Below are 23,410 nucleotides of genomic sequence, written 5' to 3' on the forward strand. Positions count from 1 at the left end.
TTACAGCAGGTGCTTGACGCCGTCCTGTTCGCCTTGCAGCTCGGCCAGGGTCTTGTCGATGCACTCTTGCGAGAAGGCGTCGATTTCCAGGCCTTCGACGATCTTGTACTCGCCGTTCTCGGTGGTGACCGGGAAGCCGAAGACGATGCCGGCGGGGATGCCGTATTCGCCGTTGGAGGGCACGCCCATGGTGACCCATTCGCCACCCGAGCCCAGGGCCCAGTCGCGCATGTGGTCGATGGCAGCGTTGGCAGCCGAGGCAGCCGAGGACAGGCCGCGCGCTGCAATGATGGCGGCGCCACGCTTGCCGACGGTGGGCAGGAACACGTCCTTGTTCCAGGCCTGGTCGTTGATCTTGGCCTTGACGCTTTCACCGTTGACGGTGGCGAAGCGGTAGTCGGCGTACATCGTGGGCGAGTGGTTGCCCCAGACGGTCAGCTTGCGGATGTCGCCGACCTTGAAACCGGCCTTGGCAGCCAGCTGCGATGCAGCGCGGTTGTGGTCCAGGCGCAGCATGGCGGTGAAGTTCTTGGCCGGCAGGTCCGGAGCCGACTTCATGGCGATGTAGGCGTTGGTGTTGGCGGGGTTGCCGACGACCAGCACCTTCACGTTGCGCGAGGCCACGGCGTTCAGCGCCTTGCCCTGGGCCGTGAAGATCTGTGCGTTAGCAGCCAGCAGGTCGGCACGTTCCATGCCGGGGCCGCGGGGACGCGCGCCGACCAGCAGGGCGTAGTCGGTGTCCTTGAAGGCTTGCAGGGGGTCGGAGTGGGCTTCGATGCCGGCCAGCAGGGGGAAGGCGCAGTCTTCGAGTTCCATGATCACGCCCTTGAGCGCGTTCTGGGCCTTCTCGTCGGGAATCTCCAGCAGTTGCAGAATGACGGGCTGGTCCTTACCCAGCATTTCGCCGGAGGCGATGCGAAACAGCAGGGCGTAACCAATTTGACCGGCGGCACCGGTGACGGCGACACGAACGGGCTTCTTGCTCATGATGAAACTCCAGGGATGGGGAAAAAATCAGGTGTTATCGGCGCCAGGTCGCACCAGCGTCAGAAACCAGCAGCCCGTGCTCCGCAAACAACGCGAAAGTGTACTCCCGATTTCGGAGCCCGGTCAATTTGTCTTATGTCTTATATAAGATATGATCGACGTCTGTTTCCAAGTCTTTCATCTGCGTCGCCGGGAGCCTCCCCACCCCGAACTTTCCCATGCCAGCCCTGCCTCCCCTCGCCTCTGAAACCGCCGCTGCCACCATCGGCGCGGGCGCATCGACCCCGGCCTTCAGCCCGCTGTACCAGCAGATCAAGGGACTGATACTGCAAAGCCTTGAAGCAGGCGAATGGCGGCCCGGCGAGCTGATCCCCAGCGAGATGGAGCTGGCGGCGCGCTTTCGCGTGAGCCAGGGCACGGTGCGCAAGGCCATCGACGAGCTGGCCGCGGAAAACCTGGTGATGCGCCGCCAGGGCAAGGGCACCTTCGTGGCCACCCACGCGGCCCAGCATGTGCAGTACCGCTTCCTCAAGCTGCAGCCCGACGCCGGCGACCAGCAGGGCGAGGGCCGTGCCGAGCGCCGCATCATCGACTGCCGGCGCCTGCGCGCATCGGCCGACGTGGCGCGCGGCCTGGCGCTGCGCAGCGGCGATGCCGTGATGCACGTGCGCCGCGTGCTGTCGTTCTCCGCAATCCCGACCATTTTGGAAGACATCTGGCTGCCGGGCCACGCCTTCAAGGGCCTGACCGCCGAGCAGATGACCGCCTACCAGGGCCCCACCTACGCCATGTTCGAGCTGGACTACGGCGTGCGCATGGTGCGCGCCGACGAAAAGATCCGCGCCGTCCTGCCCGAGGCCGAACAGGCCCTGCTGCTGGACGTGCCCAGCACCACGCCCCTGCTGAGCGTGGAGCGCACCGCTTACACATACAACGATGTTCCCATGGAGTTACGCCGTGGCCTGTACCGCACCGACACCCATCACTACCGCAACGCGTTGAGCTGAACGATCCGTTCCCCAGAGAAGCGGGCGAAAATACGCAATTCCCAGCAAAGCTGTTTTTATTGCATTGCAATAGAATTTTGCATCGCCGCCCCTGAGCGATTACGAAGCAGTTACATCCACGAAAGTACCCTGCCATGACTGAGCAAGCCAAAAAGCGGCCAGAGTTCCGCAACATCAACTTCTTCAAGGACCTCCCCACCTACCGGTTGCCGCCGGCCGGCATCGTGTCCATCCTGCACCGCATCAGCGGCCTGCTGATGTTCATCTTGCTGCCTTTCATCCTGTGGATGATGGACATGTCGCTGACCTCGGAGATCTCCTTCGACGGCTTCACCTCGGTTTTCGCGGGTCCCTTCGGATGGTTCCTCAAGCTCGTGTGCCTGGCATTGATCTGGGCCTACCTGCACCACTTCTGCGCCGGCCTGCGCCACCTGTTCATGGACGTGAACCACCATGCGGTCAACAAGCAGTTCGGCAAGACCTCCGCCCTGGTGGTGCTGGTGCTGAGCGTGGGCCTGACCCTGATCCTGGGCGCCAAGCTGTTCGGCCTGTACTGATAGACGATCTCCCCTCACGATAAGGAAAAAGAACCATGTCCGTGAATTACGGCTCCAAGCGCACCGTGGTCGGTGCGCACTACGGCATCCGCGACTGGATGGTGCAGCGCGTCACCGGCGTGCTGATGGCACTGTTCACCATCGTGCTGCTGGCCAAGCTGATCTTCAGCACCGGCTCCGTCGGCTATGACCTGTGGGCCGGCATCTTTGCCCCGCAGTGGATGAAGTTCCTGACCTTCGCCGTGATCGTCTCGCTGGCCTGGCACGTCTGGGTCGGCGTGCGCGACATCTGGATGGACTACGTCAAGCCCGTGGGCCTGCGCCTGGTGCTGAACGTTTTCACCCTGGTCTGGCTGGTCGGCTGCGCCGGCTGGGGCATCCAGATCCTGTGGCGTATCTGATAGAGACTCGGTCTCCACGATTGAAGGTTAAGAATGAGCTACTCCAAAGCAAACATCACCAAGCGCAAGTTTGACGTCGTCATCGTCGGCGCTGGCGGCTCCGGCCTGCGTGCCGCGCTGGAACTGTCGCGCGCCGGCCTGTCCGTGGCCTCGCTGTCCAAGGTCTTCCCCACGCGCTCGCACACCGTGGCCGCGCAAGGCGGCGTGTCCGCTTCGCTGGGCAACATGAGCGAGGACAACTGGCACTACCACTTCTACGACACCATCAAGGGCTCCGACTGGCTCGGCGACCAGGATGCGATCGAGTTCATGTGCCGCGAAGCGCCCAACGTCGTGATCGAGCTGGAACACTTCGGCATGCCGTTCGACCGCAACCCCGACGGCACCATCTACCAGCGCCCCTTCGGCGGCCACACGGCCAACTACGGTGAAAAGCCCGTGCAGCGCGCCTGCGCCGCGGCCGACCGTACTGGCCACGCCATGCTGCACACGCTGTACCAGCAGAACGTCAAGTCCAAGACCAACTTCTTCGTGGAGTGGATGGCGCTGGACCTGATCCGCAACACCCAGGGCGACGTGGTCGGCGTGACCGCCATCGAACTGGAAACCGGCGACCTGTACGAGCTGCACGCCAAGGCCGTGCTGCTGGCCACGGGTGGCGCTGGCCGCATCTTCCAGGCATCGACCAATGCCTTCATCAACACCGGCGACGGCCTGGGCATGGCTGCACGCGCAGGCATCCCGCTGCAGGACATGGAGTTCTGGCAGTTCCACCCCACCGGCGTGGCCGGCGCGGGCGTGCTGCTGACCGAAGGCTGCCGTGGCGAAGGCGCCATCCTGCTCAACAGCGAAGGCGAACGCTTCATGGAGCGCTACGCTCCCACGCTGAAGGATCTGGCACCGCGTGACTTCGTGTCCCGCTCCATGGACCAGGAAATCAAGGAAGGCCGTGGCTGTGGTCCCAACAAGGACTACATCCTGATGAAGCTGGACCACCTGGGCGCCGACACCATCCGCAAGCGCCTGCCTTCGGTGGAAGAGATCGGCCACAACTTCGCCAACGTGGACATCACCAAGGAACCGATTCCCGTGGTGCCCACCATCCACTACCAGATGGGCGGCATTCCCACCAACATCAACGGCCAGGTCGTGGTGTGGGACGGCCAGCAGAACAACGTGGTCAATGGCCTGTATGCCGTGGGCGAATGCTCGTGCGTGTCGGTGCACGGCGCCAACCGCCTGGGCACGAACTCGCTGCTGGACCTGCTGGTCTTCGGCAAGTCGGCCGGCAAGCACATCGTGCAGTTCGTCAACGGCTTCGGCGACCACAAGCCCGTGCCGGCCGATGGCTCGGAGCGCACGCTCACGCGCCTGAACCAGCTCGACGACTCCAAGGAAGGCACCTACGCCCAGGACCTGGCTGGCGACATCCGCGCCACCATGCAGCAGCATGCCGGCGTGTTCCGCACGCAAAAGAGCATGGACGAAGGCGAAGTCAAGATCAACGCCATCCGCGAACGCGTGGGCTCCGTGACCCTCAAGGACAAGTCCAAGGTCTGGAACACCGCCCGCATGGAAGCGCTGGAAGTGGACAACCTGATCGAAGTGGCCCAGGCCACCATGATCTCGGCCGCTGCCCGCCACGAATGCCGCGGCGCCCACACCGTGTACGACTACGAGCATCCTGCCGACCACGCCGAGTTCCCGCTGGGCCGCAATGACAAGGAATGGCTCAAGCACACCCTGTGGTACAGCGCCACCAACAGCCTGGACTACAAGCCCGTGAACCTGAAGCCCCTCACGGTGGACAGCGTGCCGCCCAAGGTCCGCACGTTCTAATCCAGCAGCCCACGAGAGAACAGACAAATGAAGCGCACTTTCAAGATCTACCGCTACGACCCGGACAAGGATGCCAAGCCCTACATGCAGACCGTCGAGGTCGAGCTGGACGGCCACGAGCGCATGCTGCTGGACGCCCTGGTCAAGCTCAAGGAGATGGACCCCTCCATCTCGTTCCGCCGCTCCTGCCGCGAAGGCGTGTGCGGCTCGGACGCGATGAACATCAATGGCAAGAACGGCCTGGCCTGCCTGACGAACATGAAGACCCTGCAGGGCGACATCGTTCTCAAGCCCCTGCCCGGCCTGCCCGTGATCCGCGACCTGATCGTGGACATGACGCAGTTCTTCAAGCAGTACCACTCGATCAAGCCGTACCTGCAGAACGACAGCTTCGCGTCTCCCACCAAGGAACGCCTGCAGTCGCCTGAAGAGCGCGAAGAGCTCAACGGCCTGTACGAGTGCATTCTGTGCGCCAGCTGCTCCACCAGCTGCCCCAGCTTCTGGTGGAACCCCGACAAGTTCGTGGGCCCGGCCGGCCTGCTGCAGGCCTACCGCTTCATCGCGGACAGCCGCGACGAGGCCACGGGTGACCGCCTTGACAACCTGGAAGATCCGTACCGCCTCTTCCGTTGCCACACCATCATGAACTGCGTGGACGTGTGCCCCAAGCACCTGAACCCCACGCAGGCCATTGGCAAGATCAAGGAACTGATGGTCCGCCGGGCCATCTGATGACCATGACGAATACTCTGCTCGACGAACGCGAGCGAGACCTGCTGCGCTGGCGCTGCCGGCGCGGCCTGGTCGAGAACGACCTGTTCATCGCGCAGTTCTTCGCCACCTACGGAGACCAGCTCACGCGGAGACACGCGAGCGGTCTGTCTGCCTTGATGGACCTGGCAGACAACGACCTGATGGACCTCTTCTTGCGCCGCAAGGAGCCTGAAGGTGAACTCGATACCCAAGAAATCAGGGAAGTTCTGGAACTGGTGCGCAAGCGCAAGCCCGGTTCTCTCCCGCTAGTAGGCTAGGCAATCTAGAGAAGGAAGTTTGGAAATGAAACTCGCAGACAACAAAGCAACGCTGTCTTTCAGCAACGGCGCCCCCAGCGTCGAGCTGCCCGTCTACCAGGGCAACGTCGGTCCCGACGTGGTGGACATCCGCAAGCTGTACGCGCAGACCGGCATGTTCACCTATGACCCGGGCTTCCTCTCTACCGCCTCGTGCCAGTCCGCCATCACCTACATCGATGGCGACAAGGGCGAGCTGCTGTACCGCGGCTACCCCATCGAGCAGCTGGCCAAGAACTGCGACTACCTCGAGACCTGCTACCTGCTGCTGTACGGCGAGCTGCCCAACGAGTCGCAGAAGGCCGACTTCGTCGAGCGCGTGACCAAGCACACCATGGTCAACGAGCAGATGCAGTTCTTCCTGCGTGGTTTCCGCCGTGACGCCCACCCCATGGCCGTCCTGACGGGTCTGGTCGGCGGCATGTCGGCCTTCTACCACGACAACATGGACATCAACAACGCAGAGCACCGCGACATCGCCGCGATCCGCCTGATCGCCAAGATGCCCACGCTGGTCTCCATGGCCTACAAGTACGGCATCGGTGCGCCGTACATGTACCCCAAGAACGACCTGAGCTACGCCGGCAACTTCATGCGCATGATGTTCGGCAACCCCTGCGAGGAGTTCAAGGTGAACCCCGTGGTCGAGCGCGCGCTGGACCGCATCTTCATCCTGCACGCAGACCACGAGCAAAACGCCTCCACCTCCACCGTGCGTCTGTGCGGCTCGTCGGGCACCAACCCCTTCGCCGCCATCTCGGCCGGCGTGGCCTGCCTGTGGGGCCCTGCCCACGGCGGCGCCAACGAAGCCTGCCTGAACATGCTGGAATACCTGCAGGCCAACGGCGGTGTTGCCAAGGTCGGCGAGTTCATGGAACAGGTCAAGGACAAGAACAGCGGCGTCAAGCTGATGGGCTTCGGCCACCGCGTCTACAAGAACTACGACCCCCGCGCCAAGCTCATGCAGGAAACCTGCAATGAAGTGCTGGCCGAACTGGGCCTGGAAAAGGACCCCCTGTTCGCCCTGGCCAAGGAAGTCGAGAAGATCGCCCTGGAAGACGACTACTTCGTGCAGCGCAAGCTCTACCCGAACGTGGACTTCTACTCCGGCATCGTGCAGCGCGCCATCGGCGTGCCCGTGAACCTGTTCACCGGCATCTTCGCCCTGGCCCGCACCGTGGGCTGGATCGCCCAGCTCAACGAGCAGATGGCCGACCCCGAGTACAAGATCGGCCGTCCCCGCCAGCTGTTCACGGGCTCCGTGTCCCGCGACGTCAAGCCGATCGGCCAGCGCTGATCGCAGGTCCGGGCCTCAGCGGCCCGGCACCCAAAAGCCCCATGCCTTTGCATGGGGCTTTTTTCATTTGCGAGCCCACCGCTCCACAAGGCCGCACCAGTCCTAGGAACACCATTTTCCCTATCGTGGCATGCCCATTGATTGAGTCTATCCACCTTAAGGTGGCCGTTGACCCTCCCTCAAACGGGATGGAGCCGCAGCGCAATGCCCGCTGCCATTCAACGCAACCCCGGGACTCACATGCTTGTCGAAATCAACAATGACGGAATGCTCATCCATGCGCGCGTCAAGAATGCGCGCAGCCCCGCCATCGAGAGAGGAAAGCGGACCGCCGCCATCACCGGCATCGTCGTGCACCAGACCGATGCCAACACGGCCCAGTCTTCGCTGAACAGCTACAAAAACCCGAAGGCCAATGCGGCACACTTTCTCATCGACAAGGACGGAACCATCTACCAGACTGCGGCCATCTACCAGCGCACCAACCATGTGGGGCCGCTGAAGGCAAGATGCCTGCTTGTGGGGAAATGCAAGGCCAGGGACTATGAAGGACTGAAGGCAAAAGGGGTACACCGCATCGAGATGATGAAGGCTCCTGGTGAACGCTATCCGAGCAATATGGAGGCCATAGGTATCGAGATGGTCGGCCGAGCGGTGTTGCCGAAGGGGTTCAAACCTTCCTCCAACGAAGCGGATTTGCCCCCCGAGAGATTGCGAGGAGAGCGCGGCCTCTATCCCGCCCCGACCCAAGCTCAGAACCGGTCACTGACATGGCTTGTTGAAGCACTGCAGGACTCCATGCAACTGTCGCCCGGTGAAGTCTTCAAACATCCCGAGGTAAGTTGGAAAAATCTGACCGAAGCAGAAGGTGCAAACTGGAACCTTCCTACGAACACACCATGAAGTACCACCAATTTTTTTGGGCAATAACTTCAGCGATGGTCATGGCCTCAACGATTCATGCTGCTGACGCCCGGTATTCTGCAAAGAACATCCAGAAAATCAATATCTTCGTCCCCTCATCAAGCAACCCCGCTTGGGAGGATAAAAAATGGCTCGATTGCGACGATGTGATCCTGACCGAGGAGGATGTGCGATATGCATTGCAGCATATACGCCGAATTTCGGAAAAAGCCTATTTCAGCGAACAAAACATGGATAGATCCGGATGCTCCGGAGGTGCGTCCGTCACGTTCAAGAGCGGAAAGATCATCGTCATGGATATCGAGCCAACAGGGCGAATCAGAATCTTCGAGGCGAACAGGAAGCGTGAACCCCTTGGAGTACCCTCACGCTACTACGACTGCGCTCCTTGCAACAAACGCAAGATGAACCTGCTGCAAGACGCCTTGGACCGCGCCACGGAAAGGCGGCTCAAGGAGCTGAAGAGGCAGGGCCGGCTCCCGCCTTGAGTCACGGTCTGGTCTTCTCTTGCGCGCCGGTTTTGGCAATGGCTCTGACGCTTTACTCAACGCTTCATGCGGCCGAAGCCAGATAGCCGCTCAGGCACGTGCCACCGGCCCGGCTGCAACGGCTGGCGGCTTGGTGAACAGCCTGCTGGTCGGCCGCGCCGCCTGGCCTGAGCGCCCGGGCCAAGCCCCCTGCTTCACGCAGCGGCGCGGTTTCGCCGACAATGCCCCCCCGGCCCTCGTGGCCGGGCCTTTCTTGCGCCGGGGTTCCGGCCCCAGCCACTCCTGCACACCATGAACTTTGCCTCCCTCGGCCTGAGCCCGGCGCTGGTCTCCAGCCTCCAAGACCTGGGCCTGGTCGATCCCACGCCCATACAGACCCAGTCCATCGCCCACGTGCTTGCGGGCCGCGACCTCTGGGCCTGCGCGCCCACGGGCTCGGGCAAGACGGCCGCCTACCTGCTGCCTCTGCTGCAGCGCTGGATGGATGGCGGCAAGGCCCAGGGTGCCCAGGGCGGCTTTGTGCGAACCCTGACCACGCTGATCGTGGTGCCCACGCGCGAGCTGGCCCAGCAGGTCGGTGAGACGCTGTCCGACCTGGGCCGCGCGCTCAAGCAGCCACCGCGCATCGGCGTGGTCTATGGCGGCGTGTCCATCAACCCGCAGATGATGATGCTGCGCGGCAGTGCCGACTTCCTGGTGGCCACGCCCGGCCGCCTGCTGGACCTGGTGGAGCACAACGCCGTGCGCCTGTCCGCCGTGCGCCATCTGGTGCTGGACGAGGCCGACCGCCTGCTGGACCTGGGCTTCCAGGAAGAGCTGCAGCGCGTGCTGGCCCTGCTGCCGAAGCAGCGCCAGACCCTGCTGTTCTCGGCCACCTATCCCGATGCCGTGCAATCGCTGGCCACAGGCCTGCTGCACGATCCCGTTCAGGCCCGCGTCGATGCCGCCGAAGGCCAGGATGCCGCCAGCCCCCAGAGCATTGCCCAGCGCGCCATTGCCGTGGACCGTGCGCGCCGCACCCAGCTGCTGCGCACACTGGTACAGGGGGAGACGGCGCCCGGCACCGACCCCGCCACGCTGGAGCGCGCCCTGGTCTTCGTGGCCACGCGGCACACGGCCGAACTGGTGGCGGAAAAGCTCTACAAGGCCGGCATCTTCGCCACGGCCTTCCATGGCGACCTGAGCCAGGGCGCACGCAAGGAAGCGCTGGCCGACTTCAAGGCCAGGCGCTGGCAGGTGATGATCACCACCGACCTGGCGGCGCGCGGCATCGATATCACCCAGCTGCCCCTGGTCGTCAACTACGACCTGCCGCGCTCGGCCACCGACTATGTGCACCGCATCGGCCGCACGGGCCGGGCGGGCGAGGATGGCACGGCCATCAGCTTTGTCACGCCGGCCGACCAGGCGCACTGGACGCTGATCTGCAAGCGCAACCAGCTGGACCTTGAACTGGAGCAGTTGCCGGGCTTCGAGCCCACCGAGCCCGCGCCGCCGCCTCCGGTGGCGCAGGACGGCAACGGCGGCATCAAGGGCCGCCGCCCCAGCAAGAAGGACAAGCTGCGCGCCGCGGCCGCCGAAGCAGCCGAGACCGCAAAAAAGAACTGAGCGTTTCCGGTTCAGCCCGCGCCGCCTCGCCCGCCAAAGCGATCCCGGTACGCCACCGGGGTAATGCCCAGGTGGCGCACGAACAGGTGGCGCAGCGCCTGCTCCGAGCCCAGGCCCACGCGCGCGGCCACGGTCTTGAGCGGCAGATGGGCCTGGCTTTCCAGCAGTTGCTTGGCCGCCTCCAGCCGCGCGCTCTCCACAAAGGCCGTGGGGCTTTGCCCGGTTTCCTGCTGGAACACGCGGCGCAGGTGGCGCTCGCTCATATGGGCCTGCTCGGCCATCTGCGCAAGGGTCAGGGGCTCGGCCAGATGGGCCATCACCCACTGCTGCACGGCCTGCACGCCGCCGTGCTGCGCGGCCTGGGCCGCCAGCGGCACGCTGAACTGCGACTGGCCACCGGGACGCTTGAGGTACATGACCAGGTCACGCGCCACCTCCAGCGCCAGCGCGTGGCCGAAATCCTCTTCCACCACGGCCAGGGCCAGGTCGATGCCGGCCGTCACTCCGGCCGAGGTCCACAGCTGGCGGCTGCCTTCGCCATCGCGGATCTCCTCGCGCAGGTAGATGGCATCGGCATCGACCTGCACGCGCGGATGGCGCTGGGCCAGTTGCGCCGTCACGCTCCAGTGCGTGGCCGCGCGCCGGCCGTCCAGCAAGCCCGCCTCGGCCAGGAAGAAGCTGCCCGAGCACAGCGCGATCAGCCGCTGCACACGCGGCGCCACGCGGCCCAGCCAGGCGACCAGCTCGGCCGAGCCGCCCAGCACCTGCTCGATATGGCGCGAGCCCACGACGACCACGGTGCAGCCCATGCCTGCAGCCTCCAGCCCGGCCAGCGTGTGGGTGGCCTCCAGCGACATCAGCGTGTCCGAGCGCACGGGCCCTTGCCGCTGCGAGACCACGCGCACCTCGTAGCCGTCGCTCTGGCCGCGCGCGCGCAGGTGCACGTTGGCATAGTCGAACACCGACATGGGTCCTATGGCCTCCAGCGCCTTGAAGCCGGGGTAGACGACAAGATCGATGCGGTGGGCGCTGGCGTGGCGGTGGTCCATGGGAAACGGCGGGCTCGGAGGCGGTCAGGGTGGAAAGAATGGGGCGGACTATACGAAAAGACGCAAGCACCCACGGCCTGCAGGCCCGGCCGACGCCGGCCACACCCCTCAGATTCGGACATATCACCTGGGGCTGCGGCCATGATGCGGCCGGGCCGCCCGGCCATGGCCTACATTCAAGGCTTCGCGGAGCGCGCGCACTGCCGCTCCTGAGCCACCCCGACAGAAAGACACGCCCATGAAATCCAAAGCCGCCGTCGCCTTCAAGGCTGGAGAACCCCTGCAGATCGTCGAGATCGACGTGGCCCCCCCGAAGAAGGGCGAGGTCCTGATCAAGATCACCCACACCGGCGTCTGCCACACCGACGCGTTCACGCTGTCGGGCGACGACCCGGAAGGCATCTTCCCCGCCGTGCTCGGCCATGAAGGCGCGGGCATCGTCGTCGAGGTCGGCGAAGGCGTGACCAGCGTCAAGCCCGGCGACCACGTGATCCCGCTGTACACCGCCGAATGCGGCGAATGCCTGTTCTGCAAGAGCGGCAAGACCAACCTGTGCGTTTCCGTGCGCGCCACCCAGGGCAAGGGCGTGATGCCCGACGGCACCACGCGCTTTTCGTACAACGGCGAGCCCATCTACCACTACATGGGCTGCTCCACCTTCAGCGAATACACCGTAGTCGCCGAAGTCTCGCTGGCCAAGATCCACCCCGATGCCAACCCCGAGCAGGTCTGCCTGCTGGGCTGCGGCGTGACCACGGGCCTGGGAGCCGTCAAGAACACCGCCAAGGTCCAGGAAGGCGACACCGTGGCCGTGTTCGGCCTGGGCGGCATCGGCCTGGCCGTGATCCAGGGCGCCAAGCTGGCCAAGGCTGGCCGCATCATCGCCGTGGACACCAACCCCTCCAAGTTCGACCTGGCCCGCACCTTCGGCGCCACCGACTGCGTGAATCCCAAGGATTTCGACAAGCCCATCCAGCAGGTCATCGTCGAGATGACGGGCTGGGGCGTGGACCACAGCTTCGAATGCATCGGCAACGTCAACGTGATGCGTGCCGCCCTGGAATGCGCGCACCGCGGCTGGGGCCAGTCGGTCATCATCGGCGTGGCCGGCGCGGGCCAGGAAATCTCCACACGCCCCTTCCAGCTGGTGACGGGCCGCAAGTGGCTGGGCACGGCCTTCGGCGGCGTCAAGGGCCGCAGCGAGCTGCCCGGCATGGTCGAGCAGGCCATGAGCGGCGAGATCCAGCTGGCCCCCTTCGTCACGCACACCATGGGCCTGCCGGAGATCAACGAGGCTTTTGACCTGATGCACGAAGGCAAGTCCATCCGCTCCGTCGTCGTGTACTGAAGCTCCCCCTGAGGCGCTGCGCGCCCTCCCCCGTTGCACGGCGCCTCTCTACTCGCTACGCGAGGGAGGGGGACGACGCCCTCGCCTGGGCAGCGCCAGTTTCATGGGCCGTTGACCGTGTATAGCGTATCAACTCCCATCTTTGAATGCTGCACGCACCGCTTGCCAAGGTGCTCGTAGCATTTTTCTTTTTTGAGGAACACCATGTCCGCACTGCCGCCCCTGGAACTCAAGAACGCCCATGCCTGCTTCGGCGGCGCACAGCGTTTCTACGAGCATTTCTCCGCCGAGATCGGCCTGAACATGAAGTTCTCGGTCTTCCTGCCGCCCAAGGCCGTGGCCGGCGAGAAGGTGCCTGCCGTGCTCTACCTGGCCGGGCTGACCTGCACCGAAGAGACCTTCATGACCAAGGCCGGCGCCCAGCGCCTGGCCGCCGAGCTGGGCATCGCCCTGATCGCGCCCGACACCAGCCCGCGCGGCGCAGGCCTGCCCGGCGAGGCCGATGCCTGGGACTTCGGCGTGGGCGCGGGCTTCTACCTGGACGCCACCACCAAGCCCTGGGCGCTGCACTGGCGCATGGAAAGCTATCTGCTGGGCGAGCTGCTGCCGCTGATCGCCGCACGCCTGCCCATCGACGCGCAGCGGCTGGGCATCTTCGGCCACTCCATGGGTGGCCACGGCGCGCTCACGCTGGCGCTGCGCCATCCGGGCCGCTTCAAGAGCCTGTCGGCCTTCGCGCCCATCGCCAACCCCGTCAACTGCCCCTGGGGCCAGAAGGCCTTCTCAGGTTATCTGGGCGATGACCGCAAGGCCTGGGAAGCGCATGACGCCAGCTGCCTGATGGCCGCCCAGACCCAGGCGCCCTACCCGGCCGGCATCCTCGTGGACCAGGGCCTGGCCGACAAGTTCCTGATCGAAAAGCAGCTGCTGCCCGAAGCCTTCGAGGCCGCCTGCGCCCAGGCCGGCCAGCCGCTGACGCTGCGCCGCCAAGGCGGCTACGACCACGGCTACTACTTCATCCAGAGCTTCATTGATGACCATCTGCGTCATCATGCAAAGCAGTTGAGTACCCCCTGAGGCGCTTCGCGCCTTCCCCCTCTCTACTTGCTTCGCAAGGGAGGGGGACGACGCCATCGCCGCGAGGCGGCTCTTGCTCGGCGTCCCTGTTTTTTTGGTCGCGCCAGTTTCCAAGATTGGGCACAAGACCATAGAACGGGCGCGTCTCACCCAGGCATGCGCCCCGCGCGCATGTCCTGCGCAATCCGCTCCAGTACCTGCGGCAGGTCCTTGACGCTGGCGATCACGTGGTGGGCGCCGGCTGCGCGCAGCTTGGCTTCGGCGCGGGCCACGCGCTCGCGCACTTCTTCGGCGGGGGCGGCGGCCAGTTCGGCGGGGGAGTAGCCGACTTCGTTGCCGGACAGGGTCAGGCCCACGGTCCACATGCCGGCGTTGCGGCCTTCCTCGATGCCGGGCACGGTGTCGTCCACCTTCACGCAGGCACGCACGTCGCCGATGCCCAGCGCCAGCACATTGGCCAGCGCCATGAAGGGGCCGGGGCGGCCGCCTGCGGCCATTTCATCGCCGGCCACCACATGGTCGGGAGCCAGGCCGTTGGCCGCTGCCTGGGGCAGCAGCTGGTTCAGGACTTCACGCGGATAGCCCGAGCACGAGCCCACCTTCAGGCCCTGCGCGCGCAGCCAGCCCAGCAATTCAGGCGCGCCTTCGATGGGTGCCGAGAACTCGCCGACCTTGGCGATCTGCATGGGCATGAAGCGGGCGTAGATGGCGTCCACGTCGGCGTCGCCAGGCTGCTGGCCGAAGGCCTTGTGCCATTGCGCGCGGATGCCTTCGTCCTGCAGCAACTCGTGGATGTGCTGCCACTTGGACAGGCCCATGGGGCCGCGCGCCTGGGCCAGGGTGATGGTGATGCCGAAGCTGGCAAAAGCCTCGACAAAGATCTGCGTGGGTGCCAGCGAGCCGAAATCGACCAGGGTGCCGGCCCAGTCGAAGATGACGGCCTGCAGCGGCGACAGATCGGCGGCGGCGGTGGAGACGGTGGTGTGGTTCATGGTGCTTTTTGACAAGGAAAGAGGTTCAAACAGAAGGGGGCCGCGCGCGCCTGTTCATTCCAGCGTGCGGATGAAATTGCGCCCGCGCGGGCCGGATGCGGCCGACTGCAGCAGCTGCTGCCACTCATCCCCAGGCACGCCGTAGTGGGCGGGATCGGTGGCCACGCCCAGGCCTTCGAGGAAGTTGCGCAGGCGCTGCACGGCCAGCTCGCCCGTGGCGGCATCGAAGATGGACAGCAGGGCCGCATCGGCCTCGTCGTCAGCGCCCAGGGCCATCTCCAGCACCAGCGGCAGGCTGAACGAGCAGGCAATGCCGTGGGCCACGCCATGGCGCAGCGTGATGTCGTAGGACAGCGAATGCGCCAGCGCCGTGCGGGTGTTGGAGAAGGCCAGGCCGGCCATCAGGGCGGCCTCGGCCATGCGGCTTCGCAGCGGCAGGCTGCCCAGGTCCTGCATCAGCGCGGGCAGCGTGGCCAGGGTGCGGCGCGCGGCGCCCACGGCCAAGGTGGTGGAGACGGGATTGCGGTGCCGGTTCCAGATGGACTCCAGCGCATGCGACAGCGCATCCAGCCCCGAGGCCAGCGTGGCTCCGGCCGGCAGGCTTTGCATGAGCTGCGCGTCGATGATGGCGGCCTCGGGCCAGGTCCAGTGCTGGTGCAGCGAGTGCTTGCGGCCAGCGGCCTGGTCCCAGATCGTGGCCCAGGGCGTGACCTCGCTGCCCGTGCCGGCCGTGGTGGGAATGGCGATCAGCGCCTTGTGGCCTGCGGCCGGCAGGGCCAGCCCCTGCTCCAGGGCCTGCAGCAGTTCGCCGAAACGCCGCGTGGGCGTGGCGCACATCAGCGCCTTGGCCGAGTCGATGGCGCTGCCGCCGCCCAGGGCCACGATGCACGGGACCTCGGCGTATTCGCGGTGCACGCGGTCATACAGCGGGGCCAGCCACTGCACATCGGGATTGGGCGCAATGCCGTCCACCACGCCGCGCAGCTGGCTGCCCAGCCGTTGGCGCAGCTGCTGCACCAGGCCCAGGGATTCGGCCTCGGGAAACGTCACCAGCAGGCAGTCGCGCCCGGCCAGCAGCTCGGGCAGGCGGTCCAGGCGGCCGGGGCCGGCATGGATGGCAACGGGGTTGTGATAGGTCCACACAAATCGGTCCTTTGAATGAAACGGGGGCGCCGGGAAAAGCGCAGCCCTCAATGGCGGGTGCCCTGCTGGATGCGGCGGCGCAGCCAGTGGGAGACGAGATCGGCCGCGATCACCATCACGGTGATGACCACGATGCAGGTGGCCGTCTCCTGGTAGCGGAACAGCTTGAGGCTGCCGACCAGCTCGAACCCCAGCCCGCCCGCGCCCACCATGCCCAGCACCGTGGCCGAGCGCAGATTGACCTCGAAGCGGTAGAGCACGACCGCGATCCAGGCCGTGATGGCCTGCGGTATCACGCCGAAGACGATGAGCTGCAATTGCGTGGCGCCTGCGCTGCGCAGGGCCTGCAGCGGGCCGTCGTCGATCTCTTCGATGCTCTCGGCGAAGAACTTGCCCAGCATGCCCATGCCATGCAGCGCCAGGGCCAGCACGCCGGGAAACGGCCCCAGGCCCACGGCCGAGACAAAGACCAGCGCCAGGATCAGCTCGTTGATGCTGCGCACCACGTTCAGGAACTGCCGCGTGATGCGCCGCAGCCAGTGCCAGCCATGCAGGTTGCTGGCGGCGATGAAGGACAGCGGCAGCGCCAGCACCACGGACAGCATCGTGCCCCAGATGGCGATCTGCACCGTCTCCAGCGCGGGCGCCATCAGGCGCGGCAGCATGCTCCAGTCCGGCGGCACGGAGCGCGCCACGAAATCCGCGATCTGGGGCATGCCTGCCGCCAGTTCGCCCCAGCTCATCTGCGCGCCGCCCGCGCTCCAGTGCAGCACCCAGGCGATGGCCAGGGCCGCAGCCGCATAGCCGGTCCAGCCCAGGGCGCCATGGGGGCGCGGCGCGGTCCATTGCCAGCGGTCGCGCGGCTCGGGGCTCCAGGAACTGGCGCTGGTCATCACAGTCCTCCTGCGGGCGCGCCGGCCCGCATCCACGAGGCAGGCACCGGCGCCTGCGCATGCAGGCCGGCAGGCCCTATGGCCGCCGTGCCCGGAGGTGTGTCCGGCTCTGCGCCCTGCCCTGCAGTGGGCTGCGCATGGTAGATGGCCTGCAGCGCGGCCTCGTCCAGCGCCTGCGGCGATCCGTCAAAGACCATGCGGCCCTGGGCCAGGCCCAGCACACGGTCGCCGAACTCCCGCGCGTAGTCCACCTGGTGCAGGTTGCAGACCACGGCAATGCCCAGTTCGCGCGTGGCATCGCGCAGGTACTGCAGCACGCTGCGCGCGGTCTTGGGGTCCAGGCTGGCCACGGGCTCGTCGGCCAGGATGACCTGGGGCTGCTGGGCCAGCGCGCGGGCAATGCCCACGCGCTGCATCTGCCCGCCCGACAGCGCCTCGGTGCGCTCCAGCGCCTTGTGGGCCAGGCCCACGCGCTCCAGGCACTGGTCGGCCAGGCGGATATCGCTTTCGCGGAACAGCTGCAGCACCGAGGCCAGGGTGCCGGTCTGGCCCAGGCGCCCGGTCAGCACGTTCTTGCGCACCGACAGGCGCGGCACCAGGTTGTGGTGCTGGAAGACCATGGCCACGTGGCGAGCCAGCTCGCGCCGGCTGTGCCTGCCGCCGCCCAGCATCAGGTCCATGCCGCCCACCTCCAGCGTGCCGCTGTCGGCGCGGGCCAGGCCGTTCATGCAGCGCAGCAGCGTGGACTTGCCGGCCCCCGACAGGCCCAGCATGACGACGAACTCGCCGGGCTGCACATCCAGGTCGATGCCATGCAGCACATGGTTGCTGCCATAGCTCTTGCGCAATTGGCGGATGCGGATCATTTCATGCTCCCGAGGTCCAGCTTCAGGGCCTTGGCCGTCTGGCGCACCACGTCGTAGGCCTTGTCATCCGTGGCCGCGAAGCCGTCGAGCACGCCCTGGTCGCCCCAGGGCAGGTCCTTGACCTCGGCCAGGGCCGCAGCCACCTTCTGCTTGGTGCCTGCGTCCAGGTTCTTGCGCCAGGTCATGGGCGACTCGGGGATGGGCTGGGAGCGCCAGACGATCTGGAAGTCCTCGCGCTTGACCAGGCCCTTGTTCACGGCGGAGTCGAAGATGCGGTCGGCCACGGCCGCCGCATCCACCTTGCCGTTGGCCACGGCCATGATGCTGGCGTCGTGCGAGCCCGAGAAGATCACGCGCGAAAAGCCCTTGTCCGCATCGAAGCCCTCGGCCATCAACCCCGCCTTGGGAAATAGGTGGCCCGACGCCGAGGTCGGGTCCACAAAGGCAAAGCTGCGGCCCTTGAGATCGGCCACGCTGGCCGGGCCCTTGTCCTTGCGGGAGATCACCATGCTGTGGTACGCGCTCTTGCCCGTCTTCTTGGTCACGGCCACGGCAAAGGCCTCGGCGCCTGCCACCTGGCTGGCCAGCACGTACGAGAACGGGCCGAGGAAGGCGATGTCGATCTTGTTGGAGCGCAGCGCCTCGATCACGCCGTTGTAGTCATTGGCCACGAAGGGCCGCACCTTCATGCCGGTGCGGGTGGCCAGCTGGTCCATGACCTGCTGGCTGGCGCGGATCATGGCCTGCGCGTCCTCCGAGGGGATCAGGCCCACGCGCAGCTCGGCGCTCTGGGCAAAGGCGGCAGTGGTAGCGGTGGCGGCGGTGGCGGCGGTGGCGGCCAGGGCCAGCACGGCGCCGGCATGGCGCAGCCAGGTCTTGCGGTTCATCTTCATGGGAGCGTTCCTTTGCATCAGGTCAGGCACATCGGCGGATCGGTGGATCCGTGAATCGCCGGCCAAATCGCCAGGCGGGTGGGGATGGCTGAATGCTAGGAGCGACATATTTCTGCCATGTGAAAGTTTCAGAATCGGTTTTGACAGCATCCATAGACAAAACCTTGAGATACCGACTTTCGTGAGCAACGCCCGCTACCGCGCCTTCATCGCCGTCGCCCACCATGGCAGCCTCAGCGCCGCCGCCCGCGCACTGGGCGTGAGCCAGCCCACCATCTCCACCCAGATCGCCACGCTGGAGCGCCAAAGCCAGATCGAGCTGTTCCACCGCCGCGGCTACCGCATGACGCTCACGGGCGCAGGCGCCAGACTGCTGCCCATGGCGCAGAAAATCATGGCGCTGGAGGCCGAGGCCGAATTCTTCCTGCGCGACTCGGGGCAGTTGCACCAGGGCGAGCTCAAGATCGGCGCCGTGGGGCCCTTCCATGTGATCGAGATGGTGGCCGCCTACCGCGCACGGCACCCGGGCATGCAGCTGTCCATCCGCATGGGCAACTCGCAGCAGGTGCTGGCCGACCTGGAACGCTACGACACCGACGTGGCCGTGCTCGCCGGCCTCTACGACCGCCCGGAGCTGCTGGCGCGCGAGTACGCGCGCCACGCCATCATCCTGTTCGCCCATGTCGCCCATCCCTTCGCGCGGCGCAGCGAAATCGCGCTGTCCGAACTGCAGGGCCAGCCTCTGCTGCTGCGCGAGCACGGCTCGACCACGCGCACCGCGCTGGAATCGGTGCTGCAGGCCGCCGGCGTGCAGCCGCGCACCGAACTGGAGATCGGCAGCCGCGAAGCCATACGCGAAGCCGTGGCGCGCGGCCTGGGACTGGGCGCCGTGTCCGAAGCCGAATTCATCCCCGACCCGCGCTTTCGCCCGCTGCGCATCGCGGGCGACCCGGCCAGCACCACCACCTATGTCTATTGCATGCGCGAGCGCAGCGACAGCCTGCTGGTGAGGTCGTTCATGGACGCGTCACAGTGATCAGCCGATGCCGCAGACGCTGCGCAGCTCGCAGCTCGCCACCCGCCGTCAGTCCAGGGCCGGCGCATCGACGATCGGATTGCGGAGAATGCCGATGCGCTCCACCTCCACCTCGCAGACATCGCCCGCCTTCATCCAGACCTGGGGGCTGCGCGCCAGACCGACGCCCGAGGGCGTGCCCGTGATGATGATGTCGCCAGGCTGCAGCGCCATGCCCTGCGAGCAGGCCGCGACCAGGGTGGCCACATCGAAGATCATGTCGCGCGTATTCGCGTCCTGCAGCACCTGGCCATTGAGCCGGCACTGGATGCGCAGGCCGGCCGCGCCCGGCGGCAGTTCGTCGGCGGTGACGAACTCGGGTCCGAAACCGCCGCTGCGGTCGAAGTTCTTACCCCACAGCCACTGGGCGGAGCGAACCTGGTAGTCGCGCACCGACCCATCGTTGAACAGCGAGTAGCCGGCCACATGCTCCAGCGCCCGGGCCTTGTCGATATAGCGCCCGGCCTTGCCGATCACCGCCACCAGCTCGGCCTCGTAGTCGAACTGGGTGGACACAGGCGGGCGCTCCAGCGCCTGCCCATGCGCCACCCACGAGGAGGCATAGCGCTGGAAGATGACAGGATGCCGGGGCAGCTCGAAATGGCTCTCGGCGGCATGGTCCACGTAGTTGAGCCCTATGGCGAAAGCCTTGGACGGGTTGAGCACGGGTGGCAGGATCTCCAGCCCCTGCAGGGGCAGGCGCTCGTTGGCCGTGGCGACCGCCTGTTGCGCGGCCCGCAGGCCGTGCGGCCCCTGCGCAAGCAATTTGTCCAGTGTGGCGGGCAGACCCAGGGCCGTGATGTCCACCAGCTCCTGGCCGGACCGCACGCCCAGGGCCGGCCGGCCCTGGGCATTCCTGAAGGCAATGATTCGCATGGAAATACTCCGTTGAAAGCGTCAAGCGCAAGGCTCGTGGTTGGTAATGAAATCCTCAGGAAGCGCCGGTCCCCAGACATACAGCGCATCCTCCGGTGAGTGGTCGGCAGCTGGCCACAGGCTGCCCGCCGGCACGAAATCTATGTCGAACGAGTATTCGGCATAGCTTCCCCAGGGGTCGCGCACATAGTGGAAATAGTTGGAGCCCAGCACATGGCGCCCCAGGCCCCAGCCCTTGTCGTAGCCGGCCCCGCGCATCTGCTCGGCGCCGCAGCCGACCTCGTCGATGCTGGCCACGTCCCAACTGCTGTGGTGCAGGCCTGGCGCATGCGATCGGGCGAAGGCCACGAGATGGTGGTCGCTGCCATGGACCCCGTGCAGGAAGGCGATGCCCTCGCCCGAGCGGTCCGACAGCCTCAGGCCCAGCACCTGCTCGCAAAACCGGACCATGCGCGAGACATCGGGCGTGAAGAACAGCACATGGGACAGATGCCGGGGCCGGACCTGCTCCACCCGGCTGCGCGCGGGCGCCGCGCCGCGACCCGGCTGCGGCGCCATGGCGGGCACCGGCCTGCACTTGGCGCCGGGCGACACCTTGGGGGCAACCACGAACTGCACCAGTACGCCATCGGGATTGCGCAGCCACAGCCCCTCGCCGTCCGACAGCGCATGCGGGGCTGCCGCGATGCCCTGCGCAGCGATGCGCTCGCGCATGGCCTCGGCATCACCGTCGAAGATGCCAAAGCGCACATATTCCAGCTTCTTGGCCCGCCCCGAGGCGTATACGCTCGCCCAGCAGTGATGCGAACCGAAGGTATGCAGATCCAGGCGGCCATCGGCCGGCCGCACGTCCAGGCCGAAGTGCCGGTAGAAATGCAATGCCTCGCCCAGATCGGGCACGGAGAAGACGAAGCGGTCCACCGAATGCACGGCGGCCAAAGGCGGTGTGAGGGTCATGGCTGCTGCGCGCCTGGCGCCGTGGGTCATTCGGGGCGGATGCCGATGTCGTGCATCACCTTGGTGAAGGTCTGGATCTGCCGGGCCAGCTCGCGCTGGTGCTCGGCCGGCGAGCTGCCGATGGGCTCGAAGCCCTTGTCGCTCAGGCTGCTGGCCACGCTCGGATCGCGCAGCGCATCGCGCAGCAGCGTATTGATCCTTTCCACCACCGCCTTGGGCGTGCCGGCCGGCGCATAGGCGGCGAACCAGGGGCGCATGTTCAGCACCGGATCGGTGTAGCCCAGCTCCTTGAAGGTGGGCACCGTGGGCATCAGGGCCAGGCGCCTGTCTCCGTTGACCGCGTAGGCCTTCATCGCACCCTTGTCGGTCTGGGCCTTGGCCACGAGCACGCTGGCCATGGCGAACGACAGGTTGCCACCCAGCAGATCCTGCACCACAGGCGACTCGCCCTTGTAGGGAACGGTGACCACGGCGAACCGGTCGATGCGCCCCAGGGTGGCAATGGCGATGTGCGAATAGGTGCCGTTGCCCCAGGTTCCGAAGGAGACACCGCCCTTGTCGGCCCGCGCATAGGCGACGAACTGTGCGAGGCTGCTCGGCGGCATGGCCGCATTGCCCACCAGGATGGCCGCTGCCGAGGCGATCAGGCCCACGGGCTGGAAGTCGCGCACGGGGTCGTAGGGCAGCGATTTGAACAGGCCCAGGTTGTTCACATGGGACTCCATGTTGGTGATCAGCACCGAATAGCCATCGGGGGCCGAACCCCTGACGTTCTCGGCCGCAAGAATGCCCGATGCGCCGGGCCGGTTGTCAACGATGACCTGCGCACGGCTCTGGCGCGTGATTTCAGCGCCCAGCACGCGCGCCACATAGTCCAGCGCGCCGCCCGCGGCAAAGGGCACGACAAAGCGTATGGGCTTGGACGGGTATGGCACATGGGACTGGGCCTGGACCTGCCCTGCCGCGCACAGCAGCGCACTCGCAACCAGCAGGGCACGGCGAAAAGGTTTCTCGTGAAAATCGGGGGTCATCTCTGTCTCCTTGGTTGTCATGGCTTGCGCGGAACGGAACGCAAGGCCCGATCGGGTGAAACCCGTGGCGCCTTGCTGCCCAGGCAATCCGCGAAGGCCTGGCAGATGCTGTCGCTGGCCCTTCGCGCCGCTTGCGAGACCTGGAAAAAGCCCAGGAACGGATGGAACATGTCGCCAAAGCACAGCCGTTGCACGGGCACGCCGGCCTCGGCCAGGCGGCTGGCGTAGGCGCTGCCTTCTCCGAACAAGGGGTCATGCCCGGCCAGCGCGATGACGGCGGGCGGCAGCCCGGCCAGGCTGCCCGCCCGCAGCGGAGACGGCGGAAACGCACCGGCCTCGGCCATGCGCGCGCCCATGTACAGGCGGGTGATGTCGCGCAGGTCGGTCGGCGTCAGCATGGGGTGGTCGCTGCGGCGCGCCTGCAGTGCCTCGGTATCGCGGGCCATGTCCACACCGGGCACCACGAGCAATTGCGCGGCCAGCGCCCGTCCACGGCGCTGCAGCACGATGGCCGTCGAGGCGGCCAGGTTGCCTCCGGCGCTTTCTCCGGCCACGGCCACGCGGGCCGGATCACCGCCTAGTTCCATGACCTGGTCCATGGCCCACAGCGTGGCGGCGATGGCATCGTCGTGCGCTGCGGGAAACGGATGCTCTGGCGCCAGCCGGTAGCCCACCGAGACGATGACTGCCCCCACGTCGCGGCACAGCTTGCGCGCGATGTCATCCATGCATTCGATGCCGCCCAGCACAAAGCCTCCGCCATGGAAGAACACCACGGTGGGCCGGGGCACCGCATCGGCCTCGGGGCGATAGATGCGCACGGGCACGGTGGTGACGCCATGCCGTGCCAGCCGGTCCTGCGTGCAGGCCACGGGCACGGGCGGCGCCGCTTGGCGCATCGCCATGACGGCCGCGCGCAGGCGTTCGCGCGCCTGCGCCGGCGTGCCCGAAAACGGTGGCACGGCGCCGCGCTGGCGCGACGCCTCGACGATGGCGGCCAGTGCGGGGTCCAGGGGCATGTCCATGCCGGCC

At 66.3% G+C, this 23,410-nt stretch carries 24 protein-coding genes; 13 read left to right on the top strand and 11 right to left on the bottom strand.

Going from position 1 to position 23,410, the window contains the following annotated elements; translation table 11 throughout:
- Positions 1-987 carry a malate dehydrogenase gene (locus ACF8ML_RS26290; RefSeq protein WP_012204349.1) on the bottom strand — a complete coding sequence of 329 codons (987 nt, stop codon included), beginning with the start codon at positions 985-987 and terminating at the stop codon, positions 1-3.
- Positions 988-1,205: 218 nt separating this feature from the next.
- Here ACF8ML_RS26290 and ACF8ML_RS26295 point away from each other — a divergent pair, with 218 nt between their 5' ends.
- The 10 genes from ACF8ML_RS26295 to ACF8ML_RS26340 all read left to right on the top strand — a co-directional run bounded on the left by ACF8ML_RS26295 (position 1,206) and on the right by ACF8ML_RS26340 (position 10,178).
- Positions 1,206-1,994, top strand: a complete 789-nt coding sequence (locus tag ACF8ML_RS26295) for a GntR family transcriptional regulator (RefSeq protein WP_392408377.1) — start codon at positions 1,206-1,208, stop codon at positions 1,992-1,994.
- A 134-nt stretch (positions 1,995-2,128) separates the two neighbouring features.
- Complete coding sequence (sdhC, locus tag ACF8ML_RS26300; protein WP_016450200.1) at positions 2,129-2,551, top strand: succinate dehydrogenase, cytochrome b556 subunit; 423 nt, start codon at positions 2,129-2,131, stop codon at positions 2,549-2,551.
- A gap of 35 nt (positions 2,552-2,586) precedes the next feature.
- The gene (sdhD, locus tag ACF8ML_RS26305) at positions 2,587-2,952 is read left to right on the top strand and encodes a succinate dehydrogenase, hydrophobic membrane anchor protein (protein WP_012204346.1); all 366 of its coding nucleotides are present in this window, start codon (positions 2,587-2,589) and stop codon (positions 2,950-2,952) included.
- 33 nt (positions 2,953-2,985) lie between these two features.
- Positions 2,986-4,791, top strand: coding sequence for a succinate dehydrogenase flavoprotein subunit (gene sdhA / locus ACF8ML_RS26310; RefSeq protein WP_016450199.1), 1,806 nt, complete (start codon positions 2,986-2,988; stop codon positions 4,789-4,791).
- 27 nt (positions 4,792-4,818) lie between these two features.
- A complete protein-coding gene (locus ACF8ML_RS26315) occupies positions 4,819-5,523 on the top strand; it encodes a succinate dehydrogenase iron-sulfur subunit (protein ID WP_012204344.1) in 705 nt (234 codons plus the stop codon).
- Positions 5,523-5,822, top strand: a complete 300-nt coding sequence (locus ACF8ML_RS26320; protein ID WP_012204343.1) for a succinate dehydrogenase assembly factor 2 — start codon at positions 5,523-5,525, stop codon at positions 5,820-5,822. The genes ACF8ML_RS26315 and ACF8ML_RS26320 overlap by 1 nt, the downstream gene beginning before the upstream one ends.
- A gap of 25 nt (positions 5,823-5,847) precedes the next feature.
- Entirely contained in the window at positions 5,848-7,158 is a 1,311-nt protein-coding gene (locus ACF8ML_RS26325) for a citrate synthase (protein ID WP_016450198.1), read from the top strand.
- A 240-nt stretch (positions 7,159-7,398) separates the two neighbouring features.
- Positions 7,399-8,061, top strand: a complete 663-nt coding sequence (locus tag ACF8ML_RS26330; RefSeq protein WP_392419742.1) for an N-acetylmuramoyl-L-alanine amidase — start codon at positions 7,399-7,401, stop codon at positions 8,059-8,061.
- Positions 8,058-8,570 carry a hypothetical protein gene (locus tag ACF8ML_RS26335; RefSeq protein WP_392408381.1) on the top strand — a complete coding sequence of 171 codons (513 nt, stop codon included), beginning with the start codon at positions 8,058-8,060 and terminating at the stop codon, positions 8,568-8,570. The genes ACF8ML_RS26330 and ACF8ML_RS26335 overlap by 4 nt, the downstream gene beginning before the upstream one ends.
- A gap of 291 nt (positions 8,571-8,861) precedes the next feature.
- On the top strand, positions 8,862-10,178 hold the full coding sequence (locus tag ACF8ML_RS26340) for a DEAD/DEAH box helicase (RefSeq protein WP_392408382.1): 1,317 nt from the start codon (positions 8,862-8,864) through the stop codon (positions 10,176-10,178).
- Positions 10,179-10,189: 11 nt separating this feature from the next.
- Here the strand turns inward: ACF8ML_RS26340 and ACF8ML_RS26345 are convergent, their stop codons facing one another.
- Positions 10,190-11,227 carry a GlxA family transcriptional regulator gene (locus ACF8ML_RS26345; protein ID WP_016450194.1) on the bottom strand — a complete coding sequence of 346 codons (1,038 nt, stop codon included), beginning with the start codon at positions 11,225-11,227 and terminating at the stop codon, positions 10,190-10,192.
- A 238-nt stretch (positions 11,228-11,465) separates the two neighbouring features.
- On the opposite strand from ACF8ML_RS26345, the gene ACF8ML_RS26350 reads away from it, so the two are divergent.
- Positions 11,466-12,575 carry an S-(hydroxymethyl)glutathione dehydrogenase/class III alcohol dehydrogenase gene (locus ACF8ML_RS26350; protein WP_012204334.1) on the top strand — a complete coding sequence of 370 codons (1,110 nt, stop codon included), beginning with the start codon at positions 11,466-11,468 and terminating at the stop codon, positions 12,573-12,575.
- Positions 12,576-12,779: 204 nt separating this feature from the next.
- Complete coding sequence (gene fghA, locus ACF8ML_RS26355; RefSeq protein ID WP_392408384.1) at positions 12,780-13,652, top strand: S-formylglutathione hydrolase; 873 nt, start codon at positions 12,780-12,782, stop codon at positions 13,650-13,652.
- 146 nt (positions 13,653-13,798) lie between these two features.
- Here the strand turns inward: fghA and phnX are convergent, their stop codons facing one another.
- From phnX to phnD, 5 genes are read right to left on the bottom strand one after another with little or no spacing between them, the layout of a single operon-like run.
- Complete coding sequence (phnX, locus tag ACF8ML_RS26360; RefSeq protein WP_012204332.1) at positions 13,799-14,644, bottom strand: phosphonoacetaldehyde hydrolase; 846 nt, start codon at positions 14,642-14,644, stop codon at positions 13,799-13,801.
- A 54-nt stretch (positions 14,645-14,698) separates the two neighbouring features.
- The gene (gene psrA / locus ACF8ML_RS26365; RefSeq protein ID WP_046240397.1) at positions 14,699-15,787 is read right to left on the bottom strand and encodes an iron-containing alcohol dehydrogenase PsrA; all 1,089 of its coding nucleotides are present in this window, start codon (positions 15,785-15,787) and stop codon (positions 14,699-14,701) included.
- A gap of 47 nt (positions 15,788-15,834) precedes the next feature.
- Positions 15,835-16,680, bottom strand: a complete 846-nt coding sequence (gene phnE, locus ACF8ML_RS26370) for a phosphonate ABC transporter, permease protein PhnE (RefSeq protein WP_310037572.1) — start codon at positions 16,678-16,680, stop codon at positions 15,835-15,837.
- Positions 16,680-17,546, bottom strand: a complete 867-nt coding sequence (gene phnC / locus ACF8ML_RS26375) for a phosphonate ABC transporter ATP-binding protein (protein ID WP_392408385.1) — start codon at positions 17,544-17,546, stop codon at positions 16,680-16,682. The genes phnE and phnC overlap by 1 nt, the downstream gene beginning before the upstream one ends.
- Positions 17,543-18,439: a phosphonate ABC transporter substrate-binding protein gene (gene phnD / locus ACF8ML_RS26380; protein WP_392408386.1), complete on the bottom strand. Its 897-nt coding sequence runs from the start codon at positions 18,437-18,439 to the stop codon at positions 17,543-17,545. The genes phnC and phnD overlap by 4 nt, the downstream gene beginning before the upstream one ends.
- A gap of 181 nt (positions 18,440-18,620) precedes the next feature.
- Here phnD and ACF8ML_RS26385 point away from each other — a divergent pair, with 181 nt between their 5' ends.
- Positions 18,621-19,475, top strand: coding sequence for a LysR substrate-binding domain-containing protein (locus tag ACF8ML_RS26385; RefSeq protein ID WP_047325748.1), 855 nt, complete (start codon positions 18,621-18,623; stop codon positions 19,473-19,475).
- Between the two features lie 48 nt (positions 19,476-19,523).
- Here the strand turns inward: ACF8ML_RS26385 and ACF8ML_RS26390 are convergent, their stop codons facing one another.
- Genes ACF8ML_RS26390 through ACF8ML_RS26405 form a run of 4 tightly spaced genes read right to left on the bottom strand, consistent with a single transcriptional unit; the run spans position 19,524 to position 23,403 of the window.
- On the bottom strand, positions 19,524-20,390 hold the full coding sequence (locus ACF8ML_RS26390) for a fumarylacetoacetate hydrolase family protein (RefSeq protein ID WP_392408388.1): 867 nt from the start codon (positions 20,388-20,390) through the stop codon (positions 19,524-19,526).
- A gap of 21 nt (positions 20,391-20,411) precedes the next feature.
- Entirely contained in the window at positions 20,412-21,347 is a 936-nt protein-coding gene (locus ACF8ML_RS26395; RefSeq protein WP_392408389.1) for a VOC family protein, read from the bottom strand.
- A 26-nt stretch (positions 21,348-21,373) separates the two neighbouring features.
- Positions 21,374-22,378, bottom strand: a complete 1,005-nt coding sequence (locus tag ACF8ML_RS26400) for a tripartite tricarboxylate transporter substrate binding protein (protein ID WP_047325751.1) — start codon at positions 22,376-22,378, stop codon at positions 21,374-21,376.
- Positions 22,379-22,395: 17 nt separating this feature from the next.
- The gene (locus ACF8ML_RS26405; protein WP_143044620.1) at positions 22,396-23,403 is read right to left on the bottom strand and encodes an alpha/beta hydrolase; all 1,008 of its coding nucleotides are present in this window, start codon (positions 23,401-23,403) and stop codon (positions 22,396-22,398) included.
- Between the last annotated feature and the right edge of the window lie 7 nt (positions 23,404-23,410).

This window comes from Delftia sp. WSY_10, assembly GCF_043104705.1.
In the GTDB taxonomy this organism is placed as follows: domain Bacteria; phylum Pseudomonadota; class Gammaproteobacteria; order Burkholderiales; family Burkholderiaceae_C; genus Comamonas; species Comamonas tsuruhatensis.

What these genes read in the sequence shown, in the direction of transcription:
- ACF8ML_RS26290 (WP_012204349.1), bottom strand. Translation starts at nt 987, where the DNA reads ATGAGCAAGAAGCCCGTTCGTGTCGCCGTCACCGGTGCCGCCGGTCAA.
- ACF8ML_RS26295 (WP_392408377.1), top strand. Translation starts at nt 1,206, where the DNA reads ATGCCAGCCCTGCCTCCCCTCGCCTCTGAAACCGCCGCTGCCACCATC.
- sdhC (WP_016450200.1), top strand. Translation starts at nt 2,129, where the DNA reads ATGACTGAGCAAGCCAAAAAGCGGCCAGAGTTCCGCAACATCAACTTC.
- sdhD (WP_012204346.1), top strand. Translation starts at nt 2,587, where the DNA reads ATGTCCGTGAATTACGGCTCCAAGCGCACCGTGGTCGGTGCGCACTAC.
- sdhA (WP_016450199.1), top strand. Translation starts at nt 2,986, where the DNA reads ATGAGCTACTCCAAAGCAAACATCACCAAGCGCAAGTTTGACGTCGTC.
- ACF8ML_RS26315 (WP_012204344.1), top strand. Translation starts at nt 4,819, where the DNA reads ATGAAGCGCACTTTCAAGATCTACCGCTACGACCCGGACAAGGATGCC.
- ACF8ML_RS26320 (WP_012204343.1), top strand. Translation starts at nt 5,523, where the DNA reads ATGACCATGACGAATACTCTGCTCGACGAACGCGAGCGAGACCTGCTG.
- ACF8ML_RS26325 (WP_016450198.1), top strand. Translation starts at nt 5,848, where the DNA reads ATGAAACTCGCAGACAACAAAGCAACGCTGTCTTTCAGCAACGGCGCC.
- ACF8ML_RS26330 (WP_392419742.1), top strand. Translation starts at nt 7,399, where the DNA reads ATGCTTGTCGAAATCAACAATGACGGAATGCTCATCCATGCGCGCGTC.
- ACF8ML_RS26335 (WP_392408381.1), top strand. Translation starts at nt 8,058, where the DNA reads ATGAAGTACCACCAATTTTTTTGGGCAATAACTTCAGCGATGGTCATG.
- ACF8ML_RS26340 (WP_392408382.1), top strand. Translation starts at nt 8,862, where the DNA reads ATGAACTTTGCCTCCCTCGGCCTGAGCCCGGCGCTGGTCTCCAGCCTC.
- ACF8ML_RS26345 (WP_016450194.1), bottom strand. Translation starts at nt 11,227, where the DNA reads ATGGACCACCGCCACGCCAGCGCCCACCGCATCGATCTTGTCGTCTAC.
- ACF8ML_RS26350 (WP_012204334.1), top strand. Translation starts at nt 11,466, where the DNA reads ATGAAATCCAAAGCCGCCGTCGCCTTCAAGGCTGGAGAACCCCTGCAG.
- fghA (WP_392408384.1), top strand. Translation starts at nt 12,780, where the DNA reads ATGTCCGCACTGCCGCCCCTGGAACTCAAGAACGCCCATGCCTGCTTC.
- phnX (WP_012204332.1), bottom strand. Translation starts at nt 14,644, where the DNA reads ATGAACCACACCACCGTCTCCACCGCCGCCGCCGATCTGTCGCCGCTG.
- phnE (WP_310037572.1), bottom strand. Translation starts at nt 16,680, where the DNA reads ATGACCAGCGCCAGTTCCTGGAGCCCCGAGCCGCGCGACCGCTGGCAA.
- phnC (WP_392408385.1), bottom strand. Translation starts at nt 17,546, where the DNA reads ATGATCCGCATCCGCCAATTGCGCAAGAGCTATGGCAGCAACCATGTG.
- phnD (WP_392408386.1), bottom strand. Translation starts at nt 18,439, where the DNA reads ATGAAGATGAACCGCAAGACCTGGCTGCGCCATGCCGGCGCCGTGCTG.
- ACF8ML_RS26390 (WP_392408388.1), bottom strand. Translation starts at nt 20,390, where the DNA reads ATGCGAATCATTGCCTTCAGGAATGCCCAGGGCCGGCCGGCCCTGGGC.
- ACF8ML_RS26395 (WP_392408389.1), bottom strand. Translation starts at nt 21,347, where the DNA reads ATGACCCTCACACCGCCTTTGGCCGCCGTGCATTCGGTGGACCGCTTC.
- ACF8ML_RS26400 (WP_047325751.1), bottom strand. Translation starts at nt 22,378, where the DNA reads ATGACCCCCGATTTTCACGAGAAACCTTTTCGCCGTGCCCTGCTGGTT.
- ACF8ML_RS26405 (WP_143044620.1), bottom strand. Translation starts at nt 23,403, where the DNA reads ATGGACATGCCCCTGGACCCCGCACTGGCCGCCATCGTCGAGGCGTCG.